Origin of the sequence: Arenimonas sp., assembly GCF_044348765.1 — a bacterium.
GTDB lineage: Bacteria > Pseudomonadota > Gammaproteobacteria > Xanthomonadales > Xanthomonadaceae > Arenimonas.
In genome coordinates this window covers 39,999-62,800 of record NZ_JBIKSE010000002.1, presented here as the reverse complement: position 1 = coordinate 62,800, position 22,802 = coordinate 39,999, and the positions used below count along the sequence as shown (strand labels likewise).

The window sequence follows — 22,802 nt, the reverse complement described above, 5'->3', positions numbered from 1 at the left end:
TTGCGTACCTTTTTCAGAAGCGGCGCCAGGAAGCGGCCGGTATGCGAAGCCGGATTGGCGGCAACCTGTTCCGGCGTACCTTCGGCGATGATCTGGCCGCCGCGGTATCCGCCCTCCGGGCCGAGGTCGATGATCCAGTCGGCGGTTTTGATGACATCGAGATTGTGCTCGATCACCACCACAGTATTGCCGTCATCGCGCAGCTTGTGCAGGATTCCGAGCAGATGGTCGATGTCATGGAAGTGCAGGCCGGTGGTCGGTTCATCGAGGATGTACAGGGTTCGCCCGGTATCGCGGCGCGACAGTTCCTTCGAGAGTTTCACGCGCTGCGCTTCACCACCGGAAAGCGTGGTGGCGGATTGTCCGAGTTTGATATAACTCAGGCCGACATCCATCAGGGTTTCCAGTTTGCGGGCAAGGGCCGGTACCGGCTTGAACAGCTCCAGGGCGTCTTCCACGGTCATTTCCAGTATGTCGTGGATGGAATGGCCCTTGTACAGGATGTCCAGGGTCTCCCGGTTGTAGCGTTTGCCGTGGCAGACGTCGCAGGGCACATACACGTCAGGCAGAAAGTGCATTTCGACTTTGATCAAGCCATCGCCCTGACAGGCCTCGCAGCGGCCGCCGCGCACGTTGAAGCTGAAGCGTCCGGGCGAATAGCCGCGCGCTCGTGCTTCCGGAACCTGCGCGAACAATTCCCGCAGTGGCGTGAATAGACCGGTGTAGGTGGCCGGGTTGGAGCGCGGCGTGCGTCCGATCGGCGACTGGTCGATGTCGACCACTTTGTCGAACAGTTCAATACCATCGATGGAGACATGCGGGGCAATGGTGTGCGAGGCGCCATTGAGTTCATTGGCGATGATCGGGAACAGCGTGTCATTGACCAGGGTCGACTTGCCGGACCCCGACACACCGGTGATGCAGGTCAGAAGGCCGGCATGCAGGTTCAGATCGACATTTTTCAGATTGTTGCCGGAAGCGCCTTTCAGGGCGAGCTTCATGCGTGGATTCGGCTTGGTGCGCCTTTCCGGCAGCTCGATTTTCTTCTTGCCGGACAGATAATCGCCGGTCAGCGAATCTTTCGCCTTAAGGATATCCTTCAGGACGCCTTGGGCGATGATGCGACCGCCGTGGATGCCGGCACCGGGACCGATGTCGACGATATGATCGGCGGCGCGAATGGCGTCTTCATCGTGCTCGACCACGATCACGGTATTGCCGATGTCGCGCAGGCGAGTCAGGGTACCGAGCAGGCGCTCGTTGTCGCGTTGGTGCAGGCCGATGGAGGGTTCATCCAGAACGTACATGACGCCGACCAATCCGGCGCCGATCTGCGAAGCAAGCCGGATGCGCTGGGCCTCGCCCCCAGAAAGGGTATCGGCTTTGCGCTCCAGACTCAGGTAATCCAGGCCGACGTCCATCAGGAAGCGCAGGCGTTCGAGGATCTCCTTCACGATTTTCTCGGCGATTTCGCCGCGCCATCCAGCCACTTTCAAATCGGCGAAGAAGGCGGTGCAGGCATCAATCGACATCCGGCTGATGTCAGTCAGGTTTTTGCCGCCGACCAGTACGTTACGGGCCGAGCGGTTCAGGCGCGAGCCCTGGCATTCCGGACATTCACGGCTGGAAATGAATTTGCCGAGTTCCTCGCGGACGGCTTGGGATTCGGTTTCCTTGTAGCGCCGTTCGAGGTTGGGAATGATGCCCTCAAACACATGCTTGCGCACGGTCCGCCCGCCGGCCTCGGTCAGGTAAGTGAAAGCGATCTGCTCGTCGCTACTGCCGAACAGCACAGCGTGCCGCACCGGCTCGCTCAGGTCCTGCCAAGGGCTTTCGGGATCAAAGCGGTAATGCTTGGCCAGCGAGTGGATCAGCTGGAAATAATAAGCGTTACGCCGGTCCCAGCCGCGGATGGCGCCGGCAGCCAGGCTCAGTTCCGGGTGCAGCACCACTTTGCCCGGATCGAAGAACTGCGCGACGCCGAGTCCGTCACAGGACGGGCAGGCCCCCATCGGCGAGTTGAATGAGAACAGGCGTGGCTCGAGTTCGGTCAGCGAGTAATCGCAGACCGGGCAGGAATACTTCGCCGAAAACAGGATGCTGGGTGTGTCGGCATTATCCATTGGGGCCAATTCGGCGCTGCCATCGCCTAGTTTCAAGGCGGTTTCGAAACTTTCTGCCAGGCGTTGCTTGATGTCCTCGCGCGGTTTGAAGCGGTCGATGACCGCATCGATGCTGTGCTTCTGGCGCAGGGCCAGCGGCGGCACGTCGTCAAGTTCATACAGCACGCCGTCGACGCGGACCCGCACATAGCCCTGGGCGCGCAGCTGGTCGAACACCTGCATGTGCTCGCCTTTGCGGTCTTTGATGACCGGGGCCAACAGCATGAAGCGTTTTTCCGGGTCCTGGGCCAGGGTCTGATCGACCATCTGGCTGACGGTCTGGGCGCTGAGCGGGTAATTGTGGTCCGGGCAGTGCGGGGTACCGACGCGCGCGAACAGCAAGCGCAGGTAATCATAGATTTCGGTGATGGTGCCGACCGTGGAACGCGGGTTGTGCGAGGTCGATTTCTGCTCGATGGAAATGGCCGGGGACAGGCCCTCGATATGGTCGAGGTCCGGCTTTTCCATCACGCTCAGGAACTGGCGGGCATAGGACGACAGCGACTCGACGTAGCGGCGTTGGCCCTCAGCATAGATGGTGTCGAATGCCAGCGAGCTCTTGCCGGAGCCGGACAGACCGGTGATGACGATCAGCTTGTCGCGGGGCAGATCGAGGTCAATGTTCTTCAGATTATGGGTACGTGCACCGCGGATGCGGATAAAGTCCATCATAGGGGTCGGATACGGCCGGGAATCAATCGTTCAGTCTATCAGGAAGCAGTTGCCGGGCGGTAGTCTGAACACTGGTTCAGGCTCAAGCCGGATAGCTGGCCTGAATCCTCTGCCCGAAAACCCAAAGTCTGTTGACTTTTCGAGGGCTTAGGCGCATAATTTCGCGTCTGGGCTTCGACCAAAGTCCGGTTTTTTCAAAAATAACTACAGAGGAATCCAGGTCATGTACGCAATTATCGTTACCGGCGGTAAACAATACCGCGTGATGAAGGACGAAGTGCTCCGCGTCGAGAAGCTCGATGCCGAAGCCGGCGCCAACGTCGAAATCAATGAAGTCCTGCTGGTCGGCAATGGCGACAGCGTCACTGTCGGCACCCCGACCGTGACCGGCGCCAAAGTCACCGCGACCGTCAAATCGCACGGTCGTCTGGACAAAATCCGCATCGTGAAATTCCGCCGCCGTAAGCATCATCGTAAGCAGATGGGCCACCGCCAGCATTTCACCGAAATCCAAATTACCGGCATCACTGCCTAAGACTGAGGAGAACACGTCATGGCATCGAAAAAAGGCGTAGGCTCGACCCGCAACGGCCGCGATTCTAATCCGAAATACCTGGGCGTCAAGATTTACGGCGGCCAAGCCATCGAAGCAGGCAACATCATCATCCGTCAGCGCGGTACCGAGTTCCACCGCGGCGCCAATGTTGGCATGGGTCGTGATCACACCCTGTATGCACTGGTCGACGGTACCGTCGATTTCGCCGTGAAGGGGCCGAAAAAGCGCCGCACGGTCAGCGTGGTTCCGGCCGAATAAGCTATCCGCGCTTGTCGGAGAAACCCCGCTTCGGCGGGGTTTTTCATTTAAGCTAAACATCATTTCCCCTCGAGAGAATACCCATGAAGTTTGTGGATGAGGCAGTCATCACGGTCACTGCCGGCAACGGCGGCAACGGCTGCATCAGTTTCCGCCGTGAAAAATTTATTCCGCTTGGTGGTCCCGATGGCGGCGACGGCGGCGACGGCGGTAGCGTCTGGCTGGAAGCCGACGAAAATCTGAATACCTTGGTCGATTTCCGCCATGACCGCTACTTCAAGGCCCAGCGCGGTCAGAACGGCATGGGCCGGCAGATGTTCGGTAAGGCCGGCGAAGACATCACCATCAAAGTGCCGATTGGCACGGAAGTGGTCAATGTCGCCACCGATGAAATCATCGGCGATCTGACCGTGCACGGTGCACGCATGCTGGTTGCCCAGGGTGGCGAGGGCGGCAAGGGCAACGTCCACTTCAAGAGTTCGATCAACCGTGCACCACGCAAAGCCAGCAACGGCACGCCCGGCGAAGAGCGCGAAATCCGCCTTGAAATGAAGCTGCTGGCCGATGTCGGTCTGCTCGGATTCCCCAATGCCGGCAAGTCCACCTTCATCCGCGCGGTCTCCGCGGCCACGCCGAAAGTTGCGGATTATCCGTTCACCACCCTGCACCCGAATCTGGGTGTGGTCAGCGTCGAAATCGCCCGCAGCTTCGTGATTGCCGATATTCCGGGTCTGATCGAGGGCGCTGCCGACGGCGCCGGGCTTGGCAGTCTGTTCCTGCGCCATGTGCAACGCACCCGCCTGCTGCTGCATCTGGTTGACATGGCGCCGTTCGATGAGTCAATCGATCCGGCCGAACAGGTCCGCGCGATCGAAAACGAGTTGCGCAAGTACGACCCGGACATGCTCGAGAAGCCGCGCTGGCTGGTGCTCAATAAAGGCGACCTGCTGGACGATGAAACCCGGGCTGAACGTGCAAAAGCCATCATCGCCGCGCTCGACTGGAAAGAACCCTGGTTTACCGTCTCAGCCATCGGCCGCGAAGGCACCTGGCCGATCATGTTGAAGATCCAGCAGTTCTTCGACGACCAGAAACACGCCGCCCTGGAAGCCGCCGAGGACCTCACCGAGCGCGCCAAAATGGGTGTTTGACCCGGAGCTTCGGCTTCGGATTAACAATAAAAAACCGGCCGAGGCCGGTTTTTTCATGGGGTAAAGGCAACCGTAATCAGGCGGCTTTCAGCGCCTTGATGTGGGCAGTCAGGCGGCTCTTGTGACGGGCGGCCTTGTTGCGGTGAATCAGGCCACGCGAGGAGTAACGGTCCAGAACCGGCACGGCCTCGACGAAAGCGGCTTCGGCGGCGGCGACATCCTTGGTTTCCAAGGCCTTGACGACCTTCTTGACCAGGGTACGCAGCATCGAGCGCTGGCTGGTGTTGCGCGCGTTGCGGACCACGGTCTGTTTGGCGCGTTTCTTGGCGGATTTGATATTGGCCACAGCGGGCTCCTGAAAATCGGTGAATTGGGGGTGTCAAAGATTGAAAAGTATGGCAGAAAATCCCTGTTGCGTCAATAATGGCCGTAGGTACAGCGTTCAGGATTCGGTGAAAACAGTGGCGAAACCCGGTTTGTTGCGTTCCACCGCCGTTTTCGGGGGGATGACCTTCCTGTCGCGCCTGGCCGGGTTTGCCCGGGACCTGTTGCAGGCCACTTTGTTCGGAACCGGACCGGCGGTGAGCGCCTTCGTGGTGGCCTACCGGATCCCCAATTATCTTCGCCGCATTTTCGCGGAAGGCTCGTTTTCCTCGGCCTTCGTGCCGGTACTCTCGGAATTGCGGGAAAAAGGCGATGAAGCACAGATCCGTGACTTCCTGAACCATATCGCGGGAGCATTGCTGGCTGTGGTGGCGGTGGTGACCGGGCTTGGTATTGCGCTGTCGCCGTGGATTGCCCAGCTATTCCTGGCTTTTGCCGACAAGGACTCCGAGCAGGTGGCCTTGACCGCATCCATGCTTCGCATCACCTTTCCCTATCTGAGCTTCATTTCGATGACCGCGCTGGCCGGTGCGGTGATGAACAGCTTCAGGCATTTCGGTCTGCCGGCATTCATTCCGGTTCTGCATAATCTAGCCATCATTTTGGCGATGTTGGTGCTGGCCCCCCTGTTCAGCATTCCGGCCTATGCCTTAGCCTGGGGCGTACTGTTGGCCGGCATTCTCCAGTTCTGTGTGATGTGGCCGGCCTTGGCGCGATTCGGTGTGAAGCCGGCATTGCGACTAAATTTCAAACATCCGGGCGTGCAGCGGGTATTTAAACTGATGCTGCCCACCATCTTTTCGTCCTCGGTGGCACAGCTCAATCTTCTGGTCGGTACCGTATTCGCATCGGCGCTGGTCGTCAACGCCCAGAGCTGGTTGTATTACTCCGACCGGCTGACCGAATTTCCGCTGGGACTGTTCGGTGTGGCCATCGGTACCGTCATCCTTCCACATCTGTCTCGGCAACATGCCGCCGAGAACCGCGAGGGCTATAACCATGCCCTGGATTGGGGATTGAAAATGGTGTGCTTGATCGGCATTCCGGCGGCGGTGGGTCTGGTGGCTTTGGCCGAGCCTTTGTGTGCCACCTTGTTCCAGCATGGCAAATTCACCGCTGAGGATACCCGCATGGTGTCCTTGGCGGTATCTGCCATGAGTATCGGCATTCCGGCTTTCATGCTGTCCAAGGTATTGCTCCCAGCATTCTATTCGCGCCATGACACCAAGACACCTATGAGAGTGGCGGTATGGACGGTACTGGTCAATGTGGTCTTAATCGCTTCCTTCGTCTCATTGATGCGCTGGGCCCAATTGCCTTATGCCCATACCGGCATCGCCTTGGCAACCGCCATGGCCGGAATATTCAATGCCGCTGCCTTGGCGTGGCTCTTATACCGGGAAGGCGTTTACCGCCCGGAAGCCGGTTGGTTGGTCTGGCTGTTGAGAATTTTCGTGGCTACCGTGCTCATGTGGGCAGTGGTTTGGGTGGTGCGCTCCCAAATCGGCGACTGGGGTCAGTTGCATGGTCTTCACCGGGTGCTCTGGCTGGTGGCGGCAGTAGCGGCGGGTGTTGCCGCCTATTTGGCGATTCACCTGATTTTCGGCCTGCGTCTGCGTCATTTGCGTGAAGTCTGAGGTCGGAAACAGCTATAATTCCAAGGCTATGACAGTATTATTCCGGGATTTCTCAGGACCACGGATCAGTCCACGCGGAAGCGTGGTCTGTATCGGTGCATTCGATGGATTGCATCTCGGACACCGACACCTGCTGACCGAAGCACGGCGAATCGCCGATGCCTGCAATCTGGACCTGGTGGTCGTCAGTTTCGAACCCTTGCCGCGCGAATTCTTCGGCCGTGCCAATCCGCCGCCACGATTGATCCGTGCCCGCCAGAAATTCCGGGCACTGCGTGAGGCCGGTGCCGATGCCATCGGTCTGCTCCGCTTCAATCAGGGCCTGGCCGACACGTCGGCCGAGGACTTCATCGCTGAGCTTTTGGTGCGGCGCCTGAATGCACGGGATGTGCTGGTCGGCCCGGATTTCTTTTTCGGCAAAGGGCGCCGCGGCAATCTGGACATGCTGAAGGATCTCGGTGCGATACACGGCTTCGAGGCGCAGGGTGTTCAGCCGCAGATTCAGCAGGGCGAGCGGATTTCCAGTTCGCTGATCCGTGCCGATTTACAGGCCGGGCGTCTGCAGGAAGCGGCGCTGAAACTCGGCCATCCGTATGTCATCGAGGGTCGTGTCGTGCGCGGAAAGCAGCTCGGACGCACACTTGGGTATCCGACCGCGAACATCCGTCTGCAAGGTCGCAAGCCGGCACTGATGGGCATCTATGCGACTTGGATACACGGCATCGGCAACGGGCCGATTGCCGGCGTTTCCAGTCTCGGCACCCGTCCGACCGTCAATGGCCGCGAACCATTGCTCGAAGCGCATCTATTCGATTTCGACGGCGATCTTTACGGTAAGCACCTGCAAGTGGAGTTCGTGCACAAGCTGCGTGACGAGGAAAAATTTGATGATCTGGCTGCCTTGGTGCAGCAGATGGACAGGGATGCCGTACAGGCGCGCGACGTTCTGGCGCGCTGGACTTTAGGAGAATGTGCGTGAGCACGCAGGAAAACAGCAAGGACTACAAGCACACCATCAGTCTTCCGGAGACCGCTTTTCCGATGCGCGGCGATTTGCCGAAACGCGAACCGGCGATCCTGGCGCAATGGCAGCAGCAGGATCTGTATGCAGCGATTCGCGCCCGCAACACCGGAAAGCCGGTGTTTGTGCTGCATGACGGGCCGCCCTATGCCAATGGCAACATCCACATCGGCCATGCCGTCAACAAAGTACTGAAGGATGTCGTCGTCAAATCCAAACTGATGGCCGGTTTCGATGCTCCGTATGTACCGGGCTGGGATTGCCATGGTCTGCCGATCGAACTGGCAGTCGAGAAGAAACATGGAAAAGTCGGCGTCAAGCTTGATGCACGCGAATTCCGTCAGAAGTGCCGTGAATACGCAGCCGAGCAGATTGCCGGCCAGTCCAAGGATTTCCAGCGACTCGGCGTTCTGGGCGACTGGAAGAATCCGTACCGCACCATGGATTTCGCCTTCGAAGCAGAGATGCTCCGCAGTTTGGCCAGAATCACCGAGCGGGGTCATCTGGCGCGCGGCGTGAAGCCGGTGCACTGGTGTTTTGACTGCGGTTCGGCCTTGGCCGAAGCCGAAATCGAATATGCCGATAAAACCTCGCTGGCGGTCGATGTAGCTTATGTCACATTGAATCCGAAGGCGGTAGCGAATATTTTCGGCATTGAATCCACCGAGTCCATCGCGGTTCCAATTTGGACCACAACGCCCTGGACGCTGCCAGCGAGCATGGCGGTCACCCTCGGGCCGGAAGTCGATTATGTTCTGGTGCGGGGTCCCAACGGACTGCTGGTGCTGGCTGAGGTGCTTGCCGCCTCTGCCCTGGAGCGTTATGGCATGACGACAGTCGATATTCTCGGCCGCGCACAGGGAGCGGCACTTGAACATCAAGTTCTCCAGCATCCGTTCTATGCACGCCAGCTGCCGATTATCCTGGGTGAGCATGTCACCACCGATGCCGGTACCGGCGCCGTCCATACCGCTCCCGGCCACGGTCAGGAAGATTTCGCAGTTGGTCAGAAATATGGCATTGAAACGGTCAATCCGGTTGATGGCAAAGGCGTCTACCTATCCAATACCGAGCTTTTCGCCGGCCAGCATATCTGGAAGGCAAACGAAAGCATTGTCGAGTTGCTGCGCGAGCGTGGTGCACTGTTGGCTTTCTCCAAGCTCACCCACAGCTATCCGCATTGCTGGCGCCATAAAAGCCCGGTGGCCTTCCGTGCTACGCCGCAATGGTTCATTTCCATGCAGCAGGCCGGCTTGCGCGACGACGCTCTGAAAGCCATCGAAGGCGTGCGCTGGATTCCCGATTGGGGGCAGGCGCGCATCAAGGGCATGATCGATGACCGGCCGGATTGGTGCATTTCACGCCAACGTACCTGGGGCGTTCCGATCGCGCTGTTCATCGATAGAATCAGTGGCGAACCGCATCCGGATTCCGTAGCGCTGATGCGGAAAGTCGCGGATCTTGTTGCTGTGTCCGGCATAGATGCTTGGTTCGATTTGTCTCCAGAGTCTTTGCTGGGTGCCGATGCCGAAAATTACGACAAAATCACCGACATTCTCGATGTCTGGTTCGATTCCGGGGTAACCCACCAGGCCGTGCTGGCGGCACGTCCGCAAGACGGCCTGTCGAAGCCAGCCGACCTGTATCTGGAAGGATCCGACCAGCACCGGGGCTGGTTCCAGAGCTCACTGTTGACCGGCATAGCCATGGACGGCATGGCGCCTTACCGGCAAGTGCTCACCCACGGCTTTACGGTCGATGCGCACGGCAAGAAGATGTCCAAATCGATTGGCAACACCATCGAGCCGCAGAAGGAAATCGACAAGCTCGGCGCTGATGTGCTGCGTTTGTGGATTGCTAGTACCGATTACCGCAACGAAATGTCGATCTCCGATGACATCCTCAAGCGAAGTGCCGATGCTTACCGTCGTATCCGTAATACCGCTCGTTTCCTGCTTGGAAATCTGTCTGGTTTTGATCCATCTCAGCATGCGGTCTCGCCGGATGACTGTTTGTTGCTCGACCAATGGGCGATGGCGAAAGCCCGCCAGCTGCATGAGCGTGTTAACCAGGCTTATGCTGATTATGATTTCGCACGTGTCGTCACGAGCCTGCAGAATTTCTGCACCAATGAAATGGGCGCACTCTACCTCGACGTGACTAAGGATCGCCTGTACACGATGCCGGTGAACAGTCTCGGTCGCCGTTCGGCACAGTCCGCCATGCACGCCATCGTACAGGTGCTGGTCAGGGCTTTGCTCCCGGTGCTGAGCTTCACTGCAGAAGAAATCTGGCAGCATGTTCCTGGATCCGGACCCGAAAGCGTTTTTCTGCAGGACAATACCGCCATTGATGTGCTGTTGCCCGCTGATGGCCAATACCTGAAAGCCGATGGCGCCGATATGCAGCAGCTCCTGGCCATGCGTGATGCGGTCGGTAAAGTTTTGGAGCCGATGCGTGCCGACGGCAAGCTCGGCGCCGCCTTGCAGGCTGAAGTGACGGTCTATGCCGAGAATGATGTGATCTCTTCACTTTCTGATACTGGTGACGAACTGCGGTTCCTGTTTATCACTTCGCAGCTACAGCTCGCGCCACTGGCTTCTGCGCCGGCTGAGGCGATAGCCGTCGAGGGTTCGCCGTTCAGAGTTCTGGCCAGGGTGTCTGGACAAAGCAAATGCGTGCGATGCTGGCATTACAGCGCCAGCGTCGGCACTGATGATGAGGATCCGGAATTGTGCAATCGCTGCGTTGATAATGTCCGTGGTTCGGGCGAAACAAGGAGATTCTTCTGATGAAAGCACGAAAAAATGCCTTGCCCTGGCTCGGCCTTTCCGTTGCCATCATCGTGCTGGACTGGGTCACCAAACAATGGGCATTGTCGGTGCTGACCTACGGTGTGCCGCAGGAAGTGGTTCCCGGCTTCTGGAACTGGACGCTGGTGCATAATACAGGTGCTGCTTTTAGTTTTCTTGCCGATGCCGGCGGCTGGCAACAATGGCTTTTCAGTGCGCTGGCTGTAATCATTTCAGCCATATGCGTTGGAATGCTGGCAAAACAGCCGCGGGGTGATTGGCGCATGGCCTTGCCACTGGTGCTGATTATCGGCGGCGCGCTCGGCAATCTGATCGATCGCGTGCGTTTCGGCTACGTCGTCGATTTCGTGCACTGGTACTGGAATGACTTGCATTGGCCGGTATTCAATCTGGCGGATTCGGCAATTACCGTCGCTGCCGTACTTCTGATTATTTTCAGTTTCGTACCTGACAGTACGACGGAGTCGCCGTGAATATCATACTGGCCAATCCACGCGGTTTCTGTGCCGGCGTTGACCGCGCCATTGAAATCGTGAATCGTGCGCTGGACTTGCTCGGCGCGCCGATCTACGTGCGCCATGAGGTCGTGCATAACCAATTCGTGGTCAATGATCTGCGCGCACGCGGAGCGGTATTCATCGAAAGCCTGGATGAAGTCCCATCCGGTGCCACCCTTATCTTCAGCGCGCATGGTGTGCCGCGGGCGGTTCGCCGTCAAGCGGAAGCCCGCGGCTTGAAAGTATTCGATGCGACCTGTCCGTTGGTGACCAAGGTGCATATCGAGGTGACCCGGCACTGCCGTGCCGGCCGCGATGTGGTCCTGATTGGGCATGAGGGGCATCCGGAAGTGGAAGGCACTATGGGCCAGTGGCTTGGCCAGGGTGCGCGTGGCAACATCTACCTTGTGCAAGATGTCGAAGATGTGATGAGACTGGAAGTGTCTCAACCCGAGCACTTCGCATTCACTACCCAAACCACACTTTCGGTCGATGAAACACGCGATATCATCGCAGCCCTGCGGGCACGATTCCCTAAAATCGAAGGGCCGCGTCATGATGATATCTGTTACGCCACCCAGAACCGGCAGGATGCGGTGCGTGCGCTTGCTGGAAAATGCGATCTTGTCTTGGTACTTGGCTCGGTCAATAGTTCCAATTCCAATCGTCTGCGCGAACTGGCCGAAAAGAATGGCGCACGGGCTTACCTGATTGACGGTGTCGACGACATCCGTCCGGAATGGTTGGAGGGGGCGGTCTGCATCGGGATCACCGCCGGCGCTTCGGCGCCGGAAATTCTGGTGCAGAGCGTAATTTCGCATCTGCAGCAGTTGGGTGGCTGCGATGTCACTGAGCTCGACGGCCAGCCCGAAAATATAGTATTCGCGTTGCCGAAAGAGCTGCGCATCACCCTTCTGGACTGAGTTTCATTGCCTAAAGTTGGCAAAAACCGTAAAATCATATATCCGCCGGAATAGCTCAGTCGGTAGAGCGGCGCATTCGTAATGCGTAGGTCGGAGGTTCGATTCCTCTTTCCGGCACCATTCGAAAAACCCGCTCCGGCGGGTTTCCCTCTGTCCGGAGCGCCCCATGGCCGGTTCCAGTCTGCTTGCCCTAATCGATGACATCGCCACACTGCTCGACGATGTAACGGTGATGACCAAGGTTGCTGCCAAGCAGACCGCCGGCGTGCTCGGCGATGATCTGGCATTGAATGCGCATCAGGTCAGTGGCGTCAATCCCGACCGTGAACTGCCGGTGGTCTGGGCGGTCTGCAAGGGTTCTTTCGTCAATAAACTCATTCTGGTGCCGTCGGCACTGCTGATCAGTGCCTTCGTACCCTGGTTGATCGTGCCTTTGTTGCTGATCGGTGGCGCCTATCTCTGCTATGAGGGTTCCGAAAAGCTCGTGCATGAGTTTGGCGGGCATGCCAAAGCTGATTCGGAGTCGCATTATCAGGAGCTGATTGAAGCGGTCAGAAACGAAAAGCTCGATCTGGTGCAGTTCGAGAAGGACAAAATCAAGGGCGCCATCCGTACCGATTTCATCCTGTCTGCTGAAATCATCGTCATCACGCTTGGGGCGGTTGCCGGCAAATCACTGGGGGTTCAGATCGGCGCACTTTGCGCCATTGCGTTGCTGATGACTGTTGGCGTTTACGGGTTGGTCGGCGGCATCGTCAAGCTCGATGATGCCGGTCTGCAGTTGATTCGGAATCCGTCGGCTGGTCTGTGGTCGCGCTTCAAGCAGGCTTTCGGCGGCTTCCTGCTGTGGCTAGCGCCGAAGCTGATGAAGTTCCTGTCTGTCGCCGGTACCGCGGCGATGTTCCTGGTTGGTGGCGGGATCCTCAGCCATAACGTGCCTTGGCTTCACTATGCCGTTGAACGCATCGCCGGCATGCTGCCATCGCTATCCTGGCTGGTTGCGGCCTTGGTCAATGCTTTGTTCGGCGTATTGCTTGGCTTGACGGTGGTGGCGCTGGGCGCGTTGTATGGACACCTGTTCAGGCGCAACAGCGCTTAGACGTTTCCGCCTCGATTATACGTTGCAGTTGCACCTTCAGTCCGGCGCGCGGACTGCCGGGAAATCGATCTGGGCGCTCGGACTATCCAGTCCTTTGCAGCGCTGCCCTTTTCAATACGGTGCATGGTCAGATAAGGGCCGGCGACAACACAGGTCAGTACCACCAATCCCGCTGGACCGGCGAGCAGAAACCATTTCTTCATGATGCAGAGCTTTCCGATGCCTTTTGATTGCCATCAGGCTACACTAAGGGCCATGGCGATTTCAAAGAAAAGCAAATCCGCATATGTCTGCAGCGACTGCGGTGCATCCTATGGCCAATGGCAGGGTCAGTGCGGTGATTGCGGGCAGTGGAACACTCTGACCGAAGTGACGCTGGCCGCGACTGCGGCCAAACCGATGCGCACCGGTTATGCTGGCGCCGTCGAACCGAAAATCACTCCGATCAAACAGGTGTCCGGTGAGACCCAGGTGCGTGTCGGCACCGGACTGAACGAGCTGGACCGCGTGCTTGGCGGTGGTCTGGTTGAGGGCTCGGTGGTGCTGATCGGCGGTGATCCGGGCATCGGCAAGTCCACCCTGTTATTGCAGGCATTGGCCAGCATGGCGGCGCGTCAGCCGGCGCTGTACATCAGTGGTGAAGAAAGCCTCGGTCAGGTGGCCGGTCGGGCCCTGCGCCTTGGGTTGGATACCGAACATCTGCTGGCGCTGGCGGAAACTTCGGTGGAGAAGATCCTGCTGCACTGCCAGCAGGCCAAGCCGAAAATTCTGGTTGCCGATTCCATCCAGACCCTGTGGAGCGAGCAGCTCAGCGCCGCCCCGGGTTCGGTCAGTCAGGTGCGTGAATGTGCCGCGCGGCTGGTGCGCTATGCCAAGGAAACCGGCACCTCGGTATTTCTGGTCGGTCATGTCACCAAAGAGGGCGGCATCGCCGGCCCGCGCGTGCTCGAGCACATGGTCGATGCCGTGCTGTATTTTGAAGGAGAGAGCGGTTCGCGCTTCCGGCTGCTGCGTGCGTTCAAGAACCGCTTCGGTGCGGTCAACGAACTCGGCGTGTTCGCCATGGCCGACAAAGGCCTGAAAGAGGTCGCCAATCCGTCCGCCATTTTTCTTTCCGGCCAAAGTCAGAGTGCCCCGGGCAGTGTGGTGCTGGTCACCCGCGAAGGCACGCGCCCGCTGCTGGTGGAAGTGCAGGCCCTGGTCGATCAATCGTCCATGCCCAATCCGCGCCGGGTCACGCTCGGTCTGGAACAGAATCGTCTGGCCATGCTGCTGGCGGTCATGCACCGCCACGGCGGCATCGGCGTGTCCGATCAGGACGTGTTCGTCAATGTGGTCGGCGGCATCCGCGTTCAGGAAACCGCAGCTGATCTTCCGGTGCTGTTGGCGGTGCTGTCGTCACTCAAAGACCGTCCGTTGGTGCAGAAAACCGTGGCCTTCGGCGAAGTGGGGCTGTCGGGCGAAATCCGCCCGGTGCCGAACGGCGAGGAACGTCTGAAGGAAGCCGCTATGCACGGGTTCACACGCGCCATTGTGCCGAAAGCCAATGCACCCAAGCGCGGCCAGTTCGGCGATATGGAAGTGATTGCGGTAGATCGCTTGATGGATGCGTTGCAGGCCGCGTTTTAAGAATTCTGTAGCACCAGTTCCAGCACAAACTTCGATCCGAAAAATGCCAGAGCCAGCAGCGTGGCCGCGCCCAGAGTCCAATGCACGGCACGCACGCCACGCCAGCCGAAGCGGATGCGGCCGACCAACAGAATCAGCAAGGTCAGCCAGCTCAGCGCGGTTAGCACGGTTTTGTGCCAGAGATGCTGGGCCAGCATATCTTCCACGAACACGGTGCCGGTGGTGAGCGTGAGTGTGAGCAACAGCCAGCTGGTGCCGAGGGTTTTGAACAGCATCTGTTCGGTTTGTACCAGCGGTGGCAAGACGCCCAGCCAGGATTGCAGATGGCGCCGGCGTAGGGTGCGGTCCTGCAGCCAATACAGCAGGGCCAGTAGCGTGGCGATGGACAGGCCGGCGTAAGCCAGTAGCGCGAAACTGGCATGCAGTTTCAGGCGCCAGTCGAGAGCACTGGTCACATGCACGCCCCAGCGGTAATTCGCATACACCGACAGTGCCGCAATTGGATAAACCAGAATTCCGAGTGCCGATAGCGGTTTGCGGGCGGTCAGCACGGTGCTGATGACCGCCATGGTCAATGCGACCCAGGACAATGCAGCGAAGAAGTGCAGGTCGGGCCCTTGGGCCTGGTGCCAGAGCAGGCCCTGTGCCAGCGCATGAGTCGACAGTGCTAGCAATGCCGCAGCCTGTGCGAAAAGACCGTTGAGCCCGGTGCGCTGCCGGAAAATCCAAAGCGCAGCACTTAGCAGATAGGCAAAGAAGGCGGTATAGCTGGCAAATTCAACGGTCATTGCCACAGTTTGGCATATTCCGCGCAAAAATCGAGAGGCCGTGGTCAAATCCGCGCCGGCGTATAATGGGCGTCATACCGAGGATGCCCCATGTTTGAATCGCTGACCCAACGCCTGTCCGGAACCCTGCAACGCCTGCGCGGTGTCGGCCGGCTGACTGAAGACAATATCAAGGACTCCCTGCGTGAAGTGCGCATTGCCCTGCTCGAGGCCGATGTCGCCCTGCCGGTGGTGATGGCCCTGATCGAGCGCATCAAGGCGCGTGCGGTCGGCCAGGAAGTGCTTACCAGCCTCACTCCCGGCCAGGCCCTGATCAAAATCGTGCACGACGAGCTCGCCGCGGTGATGGGTGCCGAAGCCGTCGATCTCAATCTCAACGTCCCGGCGCCGGCCATCATCCTGATGGCGGGTCTGCAGGGTGCCGGTAAAACCACCACCGTCGGCAAACTGGCCAAGTTCCTGAAGGAAAAGCGCAAGAAGAAAGTCATGGTGGTCAGCTGCGATGTCTATCGTCCGGCCGCGATTGCCCAGCTGGACGCCTTGGCCAAGCAGGTGGGGGTGAATTTTTTCCCGAGCCAGGCCGATCAAGCCCCCGCCGACATCGCCAAGGCCTGCATCAGCGAAGCCCGCAAAACCTATATGGATGTGGTGCTGGTCGATACCGCCGGCCGCCTGGCCATCGATGCTGCCATGATGGCCGAAATCCAGCAGTTGCATGCGGCCCTGAATCCGGTGGAAACCCTGTTCGTGGTCGATGCCATGACCGGTCAGGACGCTGCGAACACCGCGAAAGCGTTCAGCGAGGCCTTGCCGCTGACCGGCGTGATCTTGACCAAAACCGATGGCGATGCCCGCGGCGGTGCCGCCTTGTCAGTCCGCCACATCACCGGTCAGCCGATTAAATTCGTCGGAGTCGGCGAAAAGCCCGAGGGGCTGGATGTGTTCCACCCGGATCGAGCCGCCAGCCGCATCCTGGACATGGGCGATGTGCTCAGTCTGGTCGAACAGGTACAGTCGCAGGTTGACCACGAAAAGGCCGCCAAACTAGCCCAGAAAGTGGCCAAAGGTAAGAAGTTCGACCTAAATGATATGCGCGAGCAGTTCCAGCAGATGCAGGCCATGGGCGGAATTTCTGGCCTGATGGACAAGCTGCCGGGCATGGCTCAGGTGCCGGACCACGTCAAAAACCAGGTCACCGGCAAGGAAATGCCACGCATGATCGCCATCATCAATTCGATGACCCCGAAAGAGCGCCGTAATCCCGGCCTGCTGAATGGCTCGCGCCGAGCCCGTATCGCCCGCGGTTCGGGCACCACGCCGGCCGATGTCAACCGCCTGCTCAAGCAATACCAGCAGATGGAGGGCATGATGGCCAAACTTTCCCGCGGCGGCATGAAAGGCATGATGCGTGGCATGAAAGGTATGCTCGGCGGCGGCTTTCCGGGCGGATTCGGTGGTCGTTAAGCTTCCGGCTTTCAATCAGGTCGGTTTGGGGCTATAATATCGGGCTACCCGAGGCTTCGGCCTTGATTCCAACCCGAACTACAGAGCAAACAACATTATGGTCAAGATTCGACTGACCCGCGGCGGCGCCAAAAAGCGTCCGTTCTACCACATCGTGGTGACCGATCAACGCAACAAGCGTGATGGCCGGTCCATCGAGCGCTTGGGTTATTACAACCCGGTCGCCCAAGGCAATGAAAAGCGCGTCGAGCTGAATACCGACCGCGTCAATCACTGGGTTTCCCAAGGCGCGCAGCTGACCGATAAAGTCCGCATGCTCGTAAAAGAAGCCTCGAGCCAGGCCGCTGCCTGAGCCCGTCCTCGCGGCCATGACGCGAGGACCCGACATCACTCCGGAGCGCCGCATCCTCATTGGCAGGATGGTCGGCGCTTTTGGCATTTCGGGAGAAATCAAATGCCAGAGTTTTGCCGATCCGCCCCAACAGCTGCTGAAATACAAGCCGCTGATTCTCCTGCATGAAGGCCGGGAGCAGGTATTGGATAGCCTGAAAGGGCGCATGACGGCCAAAGGGCCGGTCATTCGATTGCCGGATGTCGATGACCGCGATAGCGCCCAGGCCCTGCACGGTGCCGAGCTGTGGGTGATGCGCAGCCAGCTGCCGAAGGCCAAGCCTGGCGAATATTATTGGATTGATCTGGAAGGACTGCGCGTGCGCAATCGCGAGGGTACTGATTTCGGCAGGGTCTCGCATCTGTTCGACACGCCGGCCAATCCGGTCATGGTGGTCAGCGGCGAGCGCGAACGTCTGATTCCCTTCTTGCTGGACCGGTTCGTCGATGCTGTCGATCTTGACGCCGGTGAAATCCACGTGGACTGGGATGCCGACTTCTGATGCGTTTCGATGTCATCACCCTGTTTCCCGATTATTTCCGCCAATGCCTGCAGGTGGGGGTGGTCGGCCGCGCTTTCGAGCGCGGTCTGGCTGGACTGCATGTGTGGAATCCGCGCGACTTCACCCACGACAACTATCGCCGGATTGATGAACGTCCGTTCGGTGGTGGACCGGGCATGGTGATGATGGCCGATCCGCTCATCGAGTGTCTGGATGCCGTGGTACAGGCCGATGAGAGCCCTGCACATACCGTTTATCTGAGCCCGCAGGGTAGGCCATTTACCCAGATTAAGGCCCGCGAACTGGCTGCAAGGCCGCGTCTGGTTCTTCTGGCCGGCCGCTATGAAGGCGTTGATCAGCGCTTCCTCGATGCCCGCATCCACGAGGAGATCTCTCTCGGCGACTACGTGCTGTCCGGCGGCGAGTTGCCGGCAGCCACCGTCATCGATGCCGTGGTCCGGTTGCTGGATGGGGTCCTGAACGATGCCGATTCCGCCATTCAGGACAGTTTCGAAAACGGCCTGCTGGACTGTCCGCACTTCACTCGCTCTGAAATCTTGGGAACCGAGGGTGTGCCGGAGGTGCTGTTGTCCGGCAATCACGCGTTGATTGCCCGTTGGCGGCGTAAGCAAAGTCTGGGCCGGACCTGGCTGAAACGTCCGGATTTACTGGATGAAGGCCGACTGTCACAGGCCGACGCCTTGCTTTTGGCCGAGTTCAAAGCTGAACAGACCGGCCATCCCCCTGCTGATGACCGAAACCCCTAGTCAAAACCGTAGGTTTCGGGCTATAATAAGCGGCTAAACACGCCGCGAGGCGTCCCCCAGAACGACAGAATCGTGGTGTCCTATGAACCTCCTGCAAAAATTCGAAGCCGAACAAATCACCCGCAAGCTGCCTGACTTCGGTCCCGGCGACACCGTCGTGGTCAACGTCAAAGTCAAAGAAGGCAACCGCGAGCGCGTGCAAGCCTACGAAGGCGTGGTCATTGCCATCAAGAACCGCGGTCTGAATTCCGCTTTCACCGTCCGCAAGATCTCGCACGGTTTCGGCGTCGAGCGCGTGTTCCAGACCCACAGTGCCACCATCGACTCCGTGTCGGTCAAGCGTCGTGGCGATGTCCGTCAGGGCAAGTTGTATTATCTGCGCGACCTGGAAGGCAAGAAAGCCCGCATCAAGGAAGATCTCAACTACGGCAAAAAAGCCTGAATTGATGTCTGATCCGTTGCACGCACGGCCGCTTATCGCGGCCGTTTGCATTTAAAGCGCATGAACAAAGACCCCCTCACCGAAGTCCGTGCCGATATCTGGCTCTGGGCTGCGCGATTCTTCAAGACCCGCAGCCTGGCGAAGCAAATGCTGATCGGCGGCAAAGTCCAGATTGGCGGCCAGGCCATCAAACCCTCACGCATGCTGCGCAGTGGAGATATCCTGCAGGTCAATCGTGCCAATGAACTTTATGAAATCAGCGTGCTCGTGCTGAGCGAGCAGCGCGGCCCTGCGGCCGTGGCACAGACCCTGTATTCCGAATCCGAGGCATCACGCATGAAACGTGAAAGCGAGCGCGAGATGAAGCGGCTGGCTAATGCCGGCTATAGGGCGCCGCTGACCAAACCTGACAAGCGCGCCCGACGTCTGATCCAGGCGCTCGGCGACATCGACGCACTCTGAATCAACGCAGCTGCTTCAGACGATATAGCGCCTCCAGCGCCTGCTTCGGCGTCAGCTCATCCGGACTCAAAGCGTCGACGGCATTGGCTAAGGCATCCTCGGCAACGAACAGTCCGATTTGCGCCGGCTGCTCCAGGGTCTGCGGATTCAGACTCAGGGGTTGTTGCGGTTTGTTTTCTAATTTCATCAGTACTTGCTTGGCACGCGTAAGCACCGGCTTGGGAAGGCCGGCCAATGACGCCACCTGCAGGCCGAAGCTTCGGTTGGCGGGACCGTCTTTCACTGCATGCATGAAGACCAGTTGATCGCCGTGCTCCACTGCGTCCAGATGCACATTGCGGATGCCGGCATGGCTTTCTGGCAGCGCGGTCAGTTCGAAGTAATGAGTGGCGAACAGACAGTAGGCACGGTTGCCGTCGCATAGCGCTTCTGCGCAGGCCTGCGCCAATGCCAGGCCATCATAGGTTGACGTGCCACGGCCGATTTCATCCATCAATACGAAGGACTGCGGGCTGGCGTTACGCAGGATGAAACTGGTTTCCGCCATTTCCACCATGAAGGTGGACTGTCCGCGCGCCAGATCATCTCCGGCACCGATGCGGGTCAGAATGCGGTCAATCGGACCGATTTCAGCAGATTCCGCTGGAACGAAGCTGCCGATGTAGGCGAGCAGGATGATCAGTGCGTTCTGCCGCATGTAGGTGGATTTGCCACCCATGTTCGGACCGGTAATCAGCAGCATGCGCTGTTCGCCACCAAGGATGAGATCGTTCGGTTCGAATGCCTGTTCGCGTACCTGTTCCACGACGGGATGCCTGCCGCGCCGGATGCGGATACCATCGGTATCCGAAAACTGCGGACGGCACCAGTTCAGTGCCTCGGCGCGTTCGGCGAATGCCGTCAGCACATCGCATTCAGCCAATGCCTGGGCGCAGGCTTTCAGGGTCTGCAGGTCGTTGTTAAGCCGGTCGAGCAGCTGCTCGTAGAGAAACCTTTCCCGCGCCAGCGCGCGTTCGCGTGCCGACAGCACCTTGTCTTCGAAAGCTTTTAGTTCCTCGGTAATGAAGCGCTCGGCACCGGTCAGTGTCTGCCGACGCGTGTAGTGCGCCGGCGCCTTTTCTGCCTGGCCTTTGCTGATTTCGATGTAATAGCCATGCACTCGGTTATAACCGACTTTCAGTGTGGCAATACCGGTAGCGGCCTTCTCACGTACCTCCAGATCAATGAGAAATTGATCGGCATTGGTGGAAAGCACGCGCAGTTCATCCAGTTCGGCATCAAAGCCGGTGGCGAATACTCCGCCATCGCGGAGTAATACCGCAGGCTGTAGCATGAGCGCCTGTTGCAGATGCGCTGCAAGATCCGGGTGCCGACCCAATGCGGTGCATAATTCATACAGACGTGGCGCATTGGCCGCCTGCAATATCGCTTCGATTTCGGGCAGCCTTAGCAATCCATCGCGCAGTCCGCTCAGGTCCCGAGGCCGCGCGCTACGCAGGGCGATGCGGGTCAGCATGCGTTCCAGATCACCGATGCCGTGGAATACGGCACTTAGCGGCCCGATCATTTGCCGATCAATCAGTTCTGCTACCGCTTGATGTCGCATACGGATGATCTGCGAATCCCTCAGTGGCCGGTGCAGCCAGCGCCGCAGAAGACGCCCGGCCATTGGGCTGCAAGTCGTGTCGAGTACGCCCAGCAGAGTGTGCTGCGATTGGCCGTCGAAGCGTTCGTCCAGCTCCAGATGCCGGCGGGTGGCGGCGTTCATGGCGATGGCGTCGGCGGCGGCTTCCCATTGCAGCGAGCTCAGATGCGGCAGGCGTTGCTTCTGGGTCTCTTCCAGATAACCGAGCAGTGCCCCAGCGGCCGCAATGGCTGCAGCATTGGCCGGTGATCCATCATTCAATCCGAAACCGCTGAGGTCTGCGACACTGAAAAACTGCAGCAGCTGGCGGGTGCCGGTTTCGGTATCGAAATACCACACTGGCCTTCGGCGCAGGCCCTTGCTGCTTTTCAGGATATTGGCCAGTTCGTCGCTATCCGGAATCAGGATTTCAGCAGGATCCAAACGTGCCAGTTCTGCGCCCAGTTGTTCGGCATCATCAGCAAAGCTGAGCTGGAAACGTCCGGCCGCGACATCCGCCCAGGCCAGTCCATAGCCCAGTTTGGTCTGCGAAACCGCCAGCAGCAATTGTTCGCGCCGGTGATCCAAGAGGGCCTCATCAGTCAAGGTGCCGGGCGTGATCACGCGTACGACTTTGCGTTCGACCAAACCTTTGGCCAGGGCCGGGTCGCCGATCTGCTCGCAGATGGCCACCGATTCACCGAGTGCGACAAGCCGCGCCAGATAACCGTCGGCGGCGTGGTAGGGCACACCCGCCATCGGAATGGCATTGCCGCCGCTTTGGCCACGCTGGGTCAGAGTGATGTCAAGCAGGCGAGCGGCTTTGCGGGCGTCGTCATAGAACAGTTCGTAAAAATCGCCCATGCGAAAAAACAGCAGCACATCGGGGTATTCGGCTTTGGCGCTGAAGAACTGCCGCATGAGCGGCGTGTGCTGGGAGAAATCGTTCGAAGACATGGGGTTTTCGCTTATGCTATGGCCATAGTCTAACCCGAGGCAGGCCCTGCTTGAACGCTTTCGTTGATGGATCCGATACCGCCCTGCAGCAGGCCGCGAAGCAGCTCGGCGACCGCTTGTTGGCGGAGCACCTGACCCTGTGTACCGCCGAAAGCTGTACCGGCGGCTGGATTGCCAAAATCCTGACCGACATCCCCGGCAGTTCGGCCTGGTTCGACTGCGGCATGGCCGCCTATAGTTACGAGGCCAAGCAGGCCCTGTTACGCGTGCGTCCGGAAACCCTGATGGAACATGGTGCGGTCAGCAAGGAAACGGCGCTGGAAATGGTGTCCGGCGCACTCATTACTTCCGGCGCCAATCTGGCCGTTGCGGTCACCGGTATTGCCGGCCCGGGCGGCGGCTTGCCGGGCAAGCCGGTCGGCACGGTCTGGATCGCCTGGAAGCGGCGGGGACAGTACCCGGGTGCCGAAGTATTCCATTTCGAGGGTGACCGCGAGGCCGTGCGCCGGCAGACGGTGGCGGTAGCCTTGCATGGACTGATGCCACTGATAAAGTAGTCTTCGTTATTGGCCGCTCGGCTTGCCCTGTATACTCAAGCAAGGA

Annotated in this window: 20 protein-coding genes, 1 tRNA gene and 1 pseudogene; 18 read left to right on the top strand and 4 right to left on the bottom strand. The window is 59.0% G+C overall.

Features of this window, described 5'->3' with window-relative positions; genetic code table 11:
- Positions 1 to 14 precede the first annotated feature (14 nt).
- Positions 15 to 2,831: pseudogene (gene uvrA / locus ACIQ0Q_RS00875) on the bottom strand (excinuclease ABC subunit UvrA); the annotation flags it as partial.
- Between the two features lie 226 nt (positions 2,832 to 3,057).
- Here uvrA and rplU point away from each other — a divergent pair.
- From rplU to cgtA, 3 genes are all read left to right on the top strand, one after another.
- Positions 3,058 to 3,369, top strand: a complete 312-nt coding sequence (rplU, locus tag ACIQ0Q_RS00870; RefSeq protein ID WP_395771054.1) for a 50S ribosomal protein L21 — start codon at positions 3,058 to 3,060, stop codon at positions 3,367 to 3,369.
- Positions 3,370 to 3,387: 18 nt separating this feature from the next.
- Entirely contained in the window at positions 3,388 to 3,648 is a 261-nt protein-coding gene (gene rpmA, locus ACIQ0Q_RS00865; RefSeq protein ID WP_395769500.1) for a 50S ribosomal protein L27, read from the top strand.
- A gap of 83 nt (positions 3,649 to 3,731) precedes the next feature.
- Positions 3,732 to 4,799, top strand: a complete 1,068-nt coding sequence (cgtA, locus tag ACIQ0Q_RS00860; protein ID WP_395771053.1) for an Obg family GTPase CgtA — start codon at positions 3,732 to 3,734, stop codon at positions 4,797 to 4,799.
- A gap of 76 nt (positions 4,800 to 4,875) precedes the next feature.
- Here the strand turns inward: cgtA and rpsT are convergent, their stop codons facing one another.
- Positions 4,876 to 5,145, bottom strand: coding sequence for a 30S ribosomal protein S20 (gene rpsT / locus ACIQ0Q_RS00855; RefSeq protein WP_297799482.1), 270 nt, complete (start codon positions 5,143 to 5,145; stop codon positions 4,876 to 4,878).
- Positions 5,146 to 5,260: 115 nt separating this feature from the next.
- On the opposite strand from rpsT, the gene murJ reads away from it, so the two are divergent.
- The 8 genes from murJ to radA all read left to right on the top strand — a co-directional run bounded on the left by murJ (position 5,261) and on the right by radA (position 14,802).
- Positions 5,261 to 6,820: a murein biosynthesis integral membrane protein MurJ gene (murJ, locus tag ACIQ0Q_RS00850; RefSeq protein ID WP_395771052.1), complete on the top strand. Its 1,560-nt coding sequence runs from the start codon at positions 5,261 to 5,263 to the stop codon at positions 6,818 to 6,820.
- Positions 6,821 to 6,848: 28 nt separating this feature from the next.
- A complete protein-coding gene (locus ACIQ0Q_RS00845) occupies positions 6,849 to 7,799 on the top strand; it encodes a bifunctional riboflavin kinase/FAD synthetase (RefSeq protein ID WP_395771051.1) in 951 nt (316 codons plus the stop codon).
- A gap of 62 nt (positions 7,800 to 7,861) precedes the next feature.
- On the top strand, positions 7,862 to 10,633 hold the full coding sequence (ileS, locus tag ACIQ0Q_RS00840; protein WP_395771089.1) for an isoleucine--tRNA ligase: 2,772 nt from the start codon (positions 7,862 to 7,864) through the stop codon (positions 10,631 to 10,633).
- Positions 10,633 to 11,127, top strand: coding sequence for a signal peptidase II (gene lspA, locus ACIQ0Q_RS00835; RefSeq protein ID WP_395771050.1), 495 nt, complete (start codon positions 10,633 to 10,635; stop codon positions 11,125 to 11,127). Before ileS ends, lspA begins: the two co-directional genes overlap by 1 nt.
- A complete protein-coding gene (gene ispH, locus ACIQ0Q_RS00830) occupies positions 11,124 to 12,074 on the top strand; it encodes a 4-hydroxy-3-methylbut-2-enyl diphosphate reductase (protein WP_395771049.1) in 951 nt (316 codons plus the stop codon). The genes lspA and ispH overlap by 4 nt, the downstream gene beginning before the upstream one ends.
- A 44-nt stretch (positions 12,075 to 12,118) precedes the next feature.
- Positions 12,119 to 12,194 (top strand) — tRNA-Thr (locus ACIQ0Q_RS00825).
- Positions 12,195 to 12,240: 46 nt separating this feature from the next.
- Positions 12,241 to 13,173, top strand: a complete 933-nt coding sequence (locus ACIQ0Q_RS00820) for a DUF808 domain-containing protein (RefSeq protein ID WP_395771048.1) — start codon at positions 12,241 to 12,243, stop codon at positions 13,171 to 13,173.
- Positions 13,174 to 13,428: 255 nt separating this feature from the next.
- Positions 13,429 to 14,802 carry a DNA repair protein RadA gene (radA, locus tag ACIQ0Q_RS00815; protein WP_395771047.1) on the top strand — a complete coding sequence of 458 codons (1,374 nt, stop codon included), beginning with the start codon at positions 13,429 to 13,431 and terminating at the stop codon, positions 14,800 to 14,802.
- Here the strand turns inward: radA and ACIQ0Q_RS00810 are convergent.
- Positions 14,799 to 15,590 carry an inner membrane protein YpjD gene (locus ACIQ0Q_RS00810; protein WP_395771088.1) on the bottom strand — a complete coding sequence of 264 codons (792 nt, stop codon included), beginning with the start codon at positions 15,588 to 15,590 and terminating at the stop codon, positions 14,799 to 14,801. The genes radA and ACIQ0Q_RS00810 overlap by 4 nt on opposite strands.
- A 90-nt stretch (positions 15,591 to 15,680) precedes the next feature.
- Between ACIQ0Q_RS00810 and ffh the strand changes: the two genes are divergently transcribed.
- From ffh to ACIQ0Q_RS00780, 6 genes are all read left to right on the top strand, one after another.
- Positions 15,681 to 17,054 carry a signal recognition particle protein gene (gene ffh, locus ACIQ0Q_RS00805; RefSeq protein ID WP_395771046.1) on the top strand — a complete coding sequence of 458 codons (1,374 nt, stop codon included), beginning with the start codon at positions 15,681 to 15,683 and terminating at the stop codon, positions 17,052 to 17,054.
- A gap of 97 nt (positions 17,055 to 17,151) precedes the next feature.
- Complete coding sequence (gene rpsP, locus ACIQ0Q_RS00800) at positions 17,152 to 17,406, top strand: 30S ribosomal protein S16 (protein WP_395771045.1); 255 nt, start codon at positions 17,152 to 17,154, stop codon at positions 17,404 to 17,406.
- 16 nt (positions 17,407 to 17,422) lie between these two features.
- On the top strand, positions 17,423 to 17,947 hold the full coding sequence (gene rimM, locus ACIQ0Q_RS00795; RefSeq protein WP_395771044.1) for a ribosome maturation factor RimM: 525 nt from the start codon (positions 17,423 to 17,425) through the stop codon (positions 17,945 to 17,947).
- Positions 17,947 to 18,714 (top strand): tRNA (guanosine(37)-N1)-methyltransferase TrmD, encoded by a 768-nt coding sequence (trmD, locus tag ACIQ0Q_RS00790; protein ID WP_395771043.1) that lies wholly within the window; start codon positions 17,947 to 17,949, stop codon positions 18,712 to 18,714. The genes rimM and trmD overlap by 1 nt, the downstream gene beginning before the upstream one ends.
- Before the next feature lie 82 nt (positions 18,715 to 18,796).
- Positions 18,797 to 19,156, top strand: coding sequence for a 50S ribosomal protein L19 (gene rplS / locus ACIQ0Q_RS00785; RefSeq protein WP_297798873.1), 360 nt, complete (start codon positions 18,797 to 18,799; stop codon positions 19,154 to 19,156).
- A gap of 60 nt (positions 19,157 to 19,216) precedes the next feature.
- Positions 19,217 to 19,618 (top strand): RNA-binding S4 domain-containing protein, encoded by a 402-nt coding sequence (locus ACIQ0Q_RS00780; RefSeq protein WP_395771042.1) that lies wholly within the window; start codon positions 19,217 to 19,219, stop codon positions 19,616 to 19,618.
- A 1-nt stretch (position 19,619) separates the two neighbouring features.
- Here the strand turns inward: ACIQ0Q_RS00780 and mutS are convergent, their stop codons facing one another.
- Entirely contained in the window at positions 19,620 to 22,199 is a 2,580-nt protein-coding gene (gene mutS / locus ACIQ0Q_RS00775; protein ID WP_395771041.1) for a DNA mismatch repair protein MutS, read from the bottom strand.
- A 50-nt stretch (positions 22,200 to 22,249) separates the two neighbouring features.
- Between mutS and ACIQ0Q_RS00770 the strand changes: the two genes are divergently transcribed.
- A complete protein-coding gene (locus ACIQ0Q_RS00770; protein ID WP_395771040.1) occupies positions 22,250 to 22,756 on the top strand; it encodes a CinA family protein in 507 nt (168 codons plus the stop codon).
- Positions 22,757 to 22,802: the final 46 nt, after the last annotated feature.

Bases quoted from the DNA above. Each gene is read 5' to 3' on its own strand.
- rimM (WP_395771044.1), top strand. From the start codon at position 17,423: ATGACGCGAGGACCCGACATCACTCCGGAGCGCCGCATCCTCATTGGC.
- lspA (WP_395771050.1), top strand. From the start codon at position 10,633: ATGAAAGCACGAAAAAATGCCTTGCCCTGGCTCGGCCTTTCCGTTGCC.
- ffh (WP_395771046.1), top strand. From the start codon at position 15,681: ATGTTTGAATCGCTGACCCAACGCCTGTCCGGAACCCTGCAACGCCTG.
- rplS (WP_297798873.1), top strand. From the start codon at position 18,797: ATGAACCTCCTGCAAAAATTCGAAGCCGAACAAATCACCCGCAAGCTG.
- radA (WP_395771047.1), top strand. From the start codon at position 13,429: ATGGCGATTTCAAAGAAAAGCAAATCCGCATATGTCTGCAGCGACTGC.
- ACIQ0Q_RS00820 (WP_395771048.1), top strand. From the start codon at position 12,241: ATGGCCGGTTCCAGTCTGCTTGCCCTAATCGATGACATCGCCACACTG.
- ACIQ0Q_RS00845 (WP_395771051.1), top strand. From the start codon at position 6,849: ATGACAGTATTATTCCGGGATTTCTCAGGACCACGGATCAGTCCACGC.
- mutS (WP_395771041.1), bottom strand. From the start codon at position 22,199: ATGTCTTCGAACGATTTCTCCCAGCACACGCCGCTCATGCGGCAGTTC.
- rpsP (WP_395771045.1), top strand. From the start codon at position 17,152: ATGGTCAAGATTCGACTGACCCGCGGCGGCGCCAAAAAGCGTCCGTTC.
- rplU (WP_395771054.1), top strand. From the start codon at position 3,058: ATGTACGCAATTATCGTTACCGGCGGTAAACAATACCGCGTGATGAAG.
- ileS (WP_395771089.1), top strand. From the start codon at position 7,862: ATGCGCGGCGATTTGCCGAAACGCGAACCGGCGATCCTGGCGCAATGG.
- cgtA (WP_395771053.1), top strand. From the start codon at position 3,732: ATGAAGTTTGTGGATGAGGCAGTCATCACGGTCACTGCCGGCAACGGC.
- ACIQ0Q_RS00810 (WP_395771088.1), bottom strand. From the start codon at position 15,590: ATGACCGTTGAATTTGCCAGCTATACCGCCTTCTTTGCCTATCTGCTA.
- ACIQ0Q_RS00780 (WP_395771042.1), top strand. From the start codon at position 19,217: ATGAACAAAGACCCCCTCACCGAAGTCCGTGCCGATATCTGGCTCTGG.
- trmD (WP_395771043.1), top strand. From the start codon at position 17,947: ATGCGTTTCGATGTCATCACCCTGTTTCCCGATTATTTCCGCCAATGC.
- rpmA (WP_395769500.1), top strand. From the start codon at position 3,388: ATGGCATCGAAAAAAGGCGTAGGCTCGACCCGCAACGGCCGCGATTCT.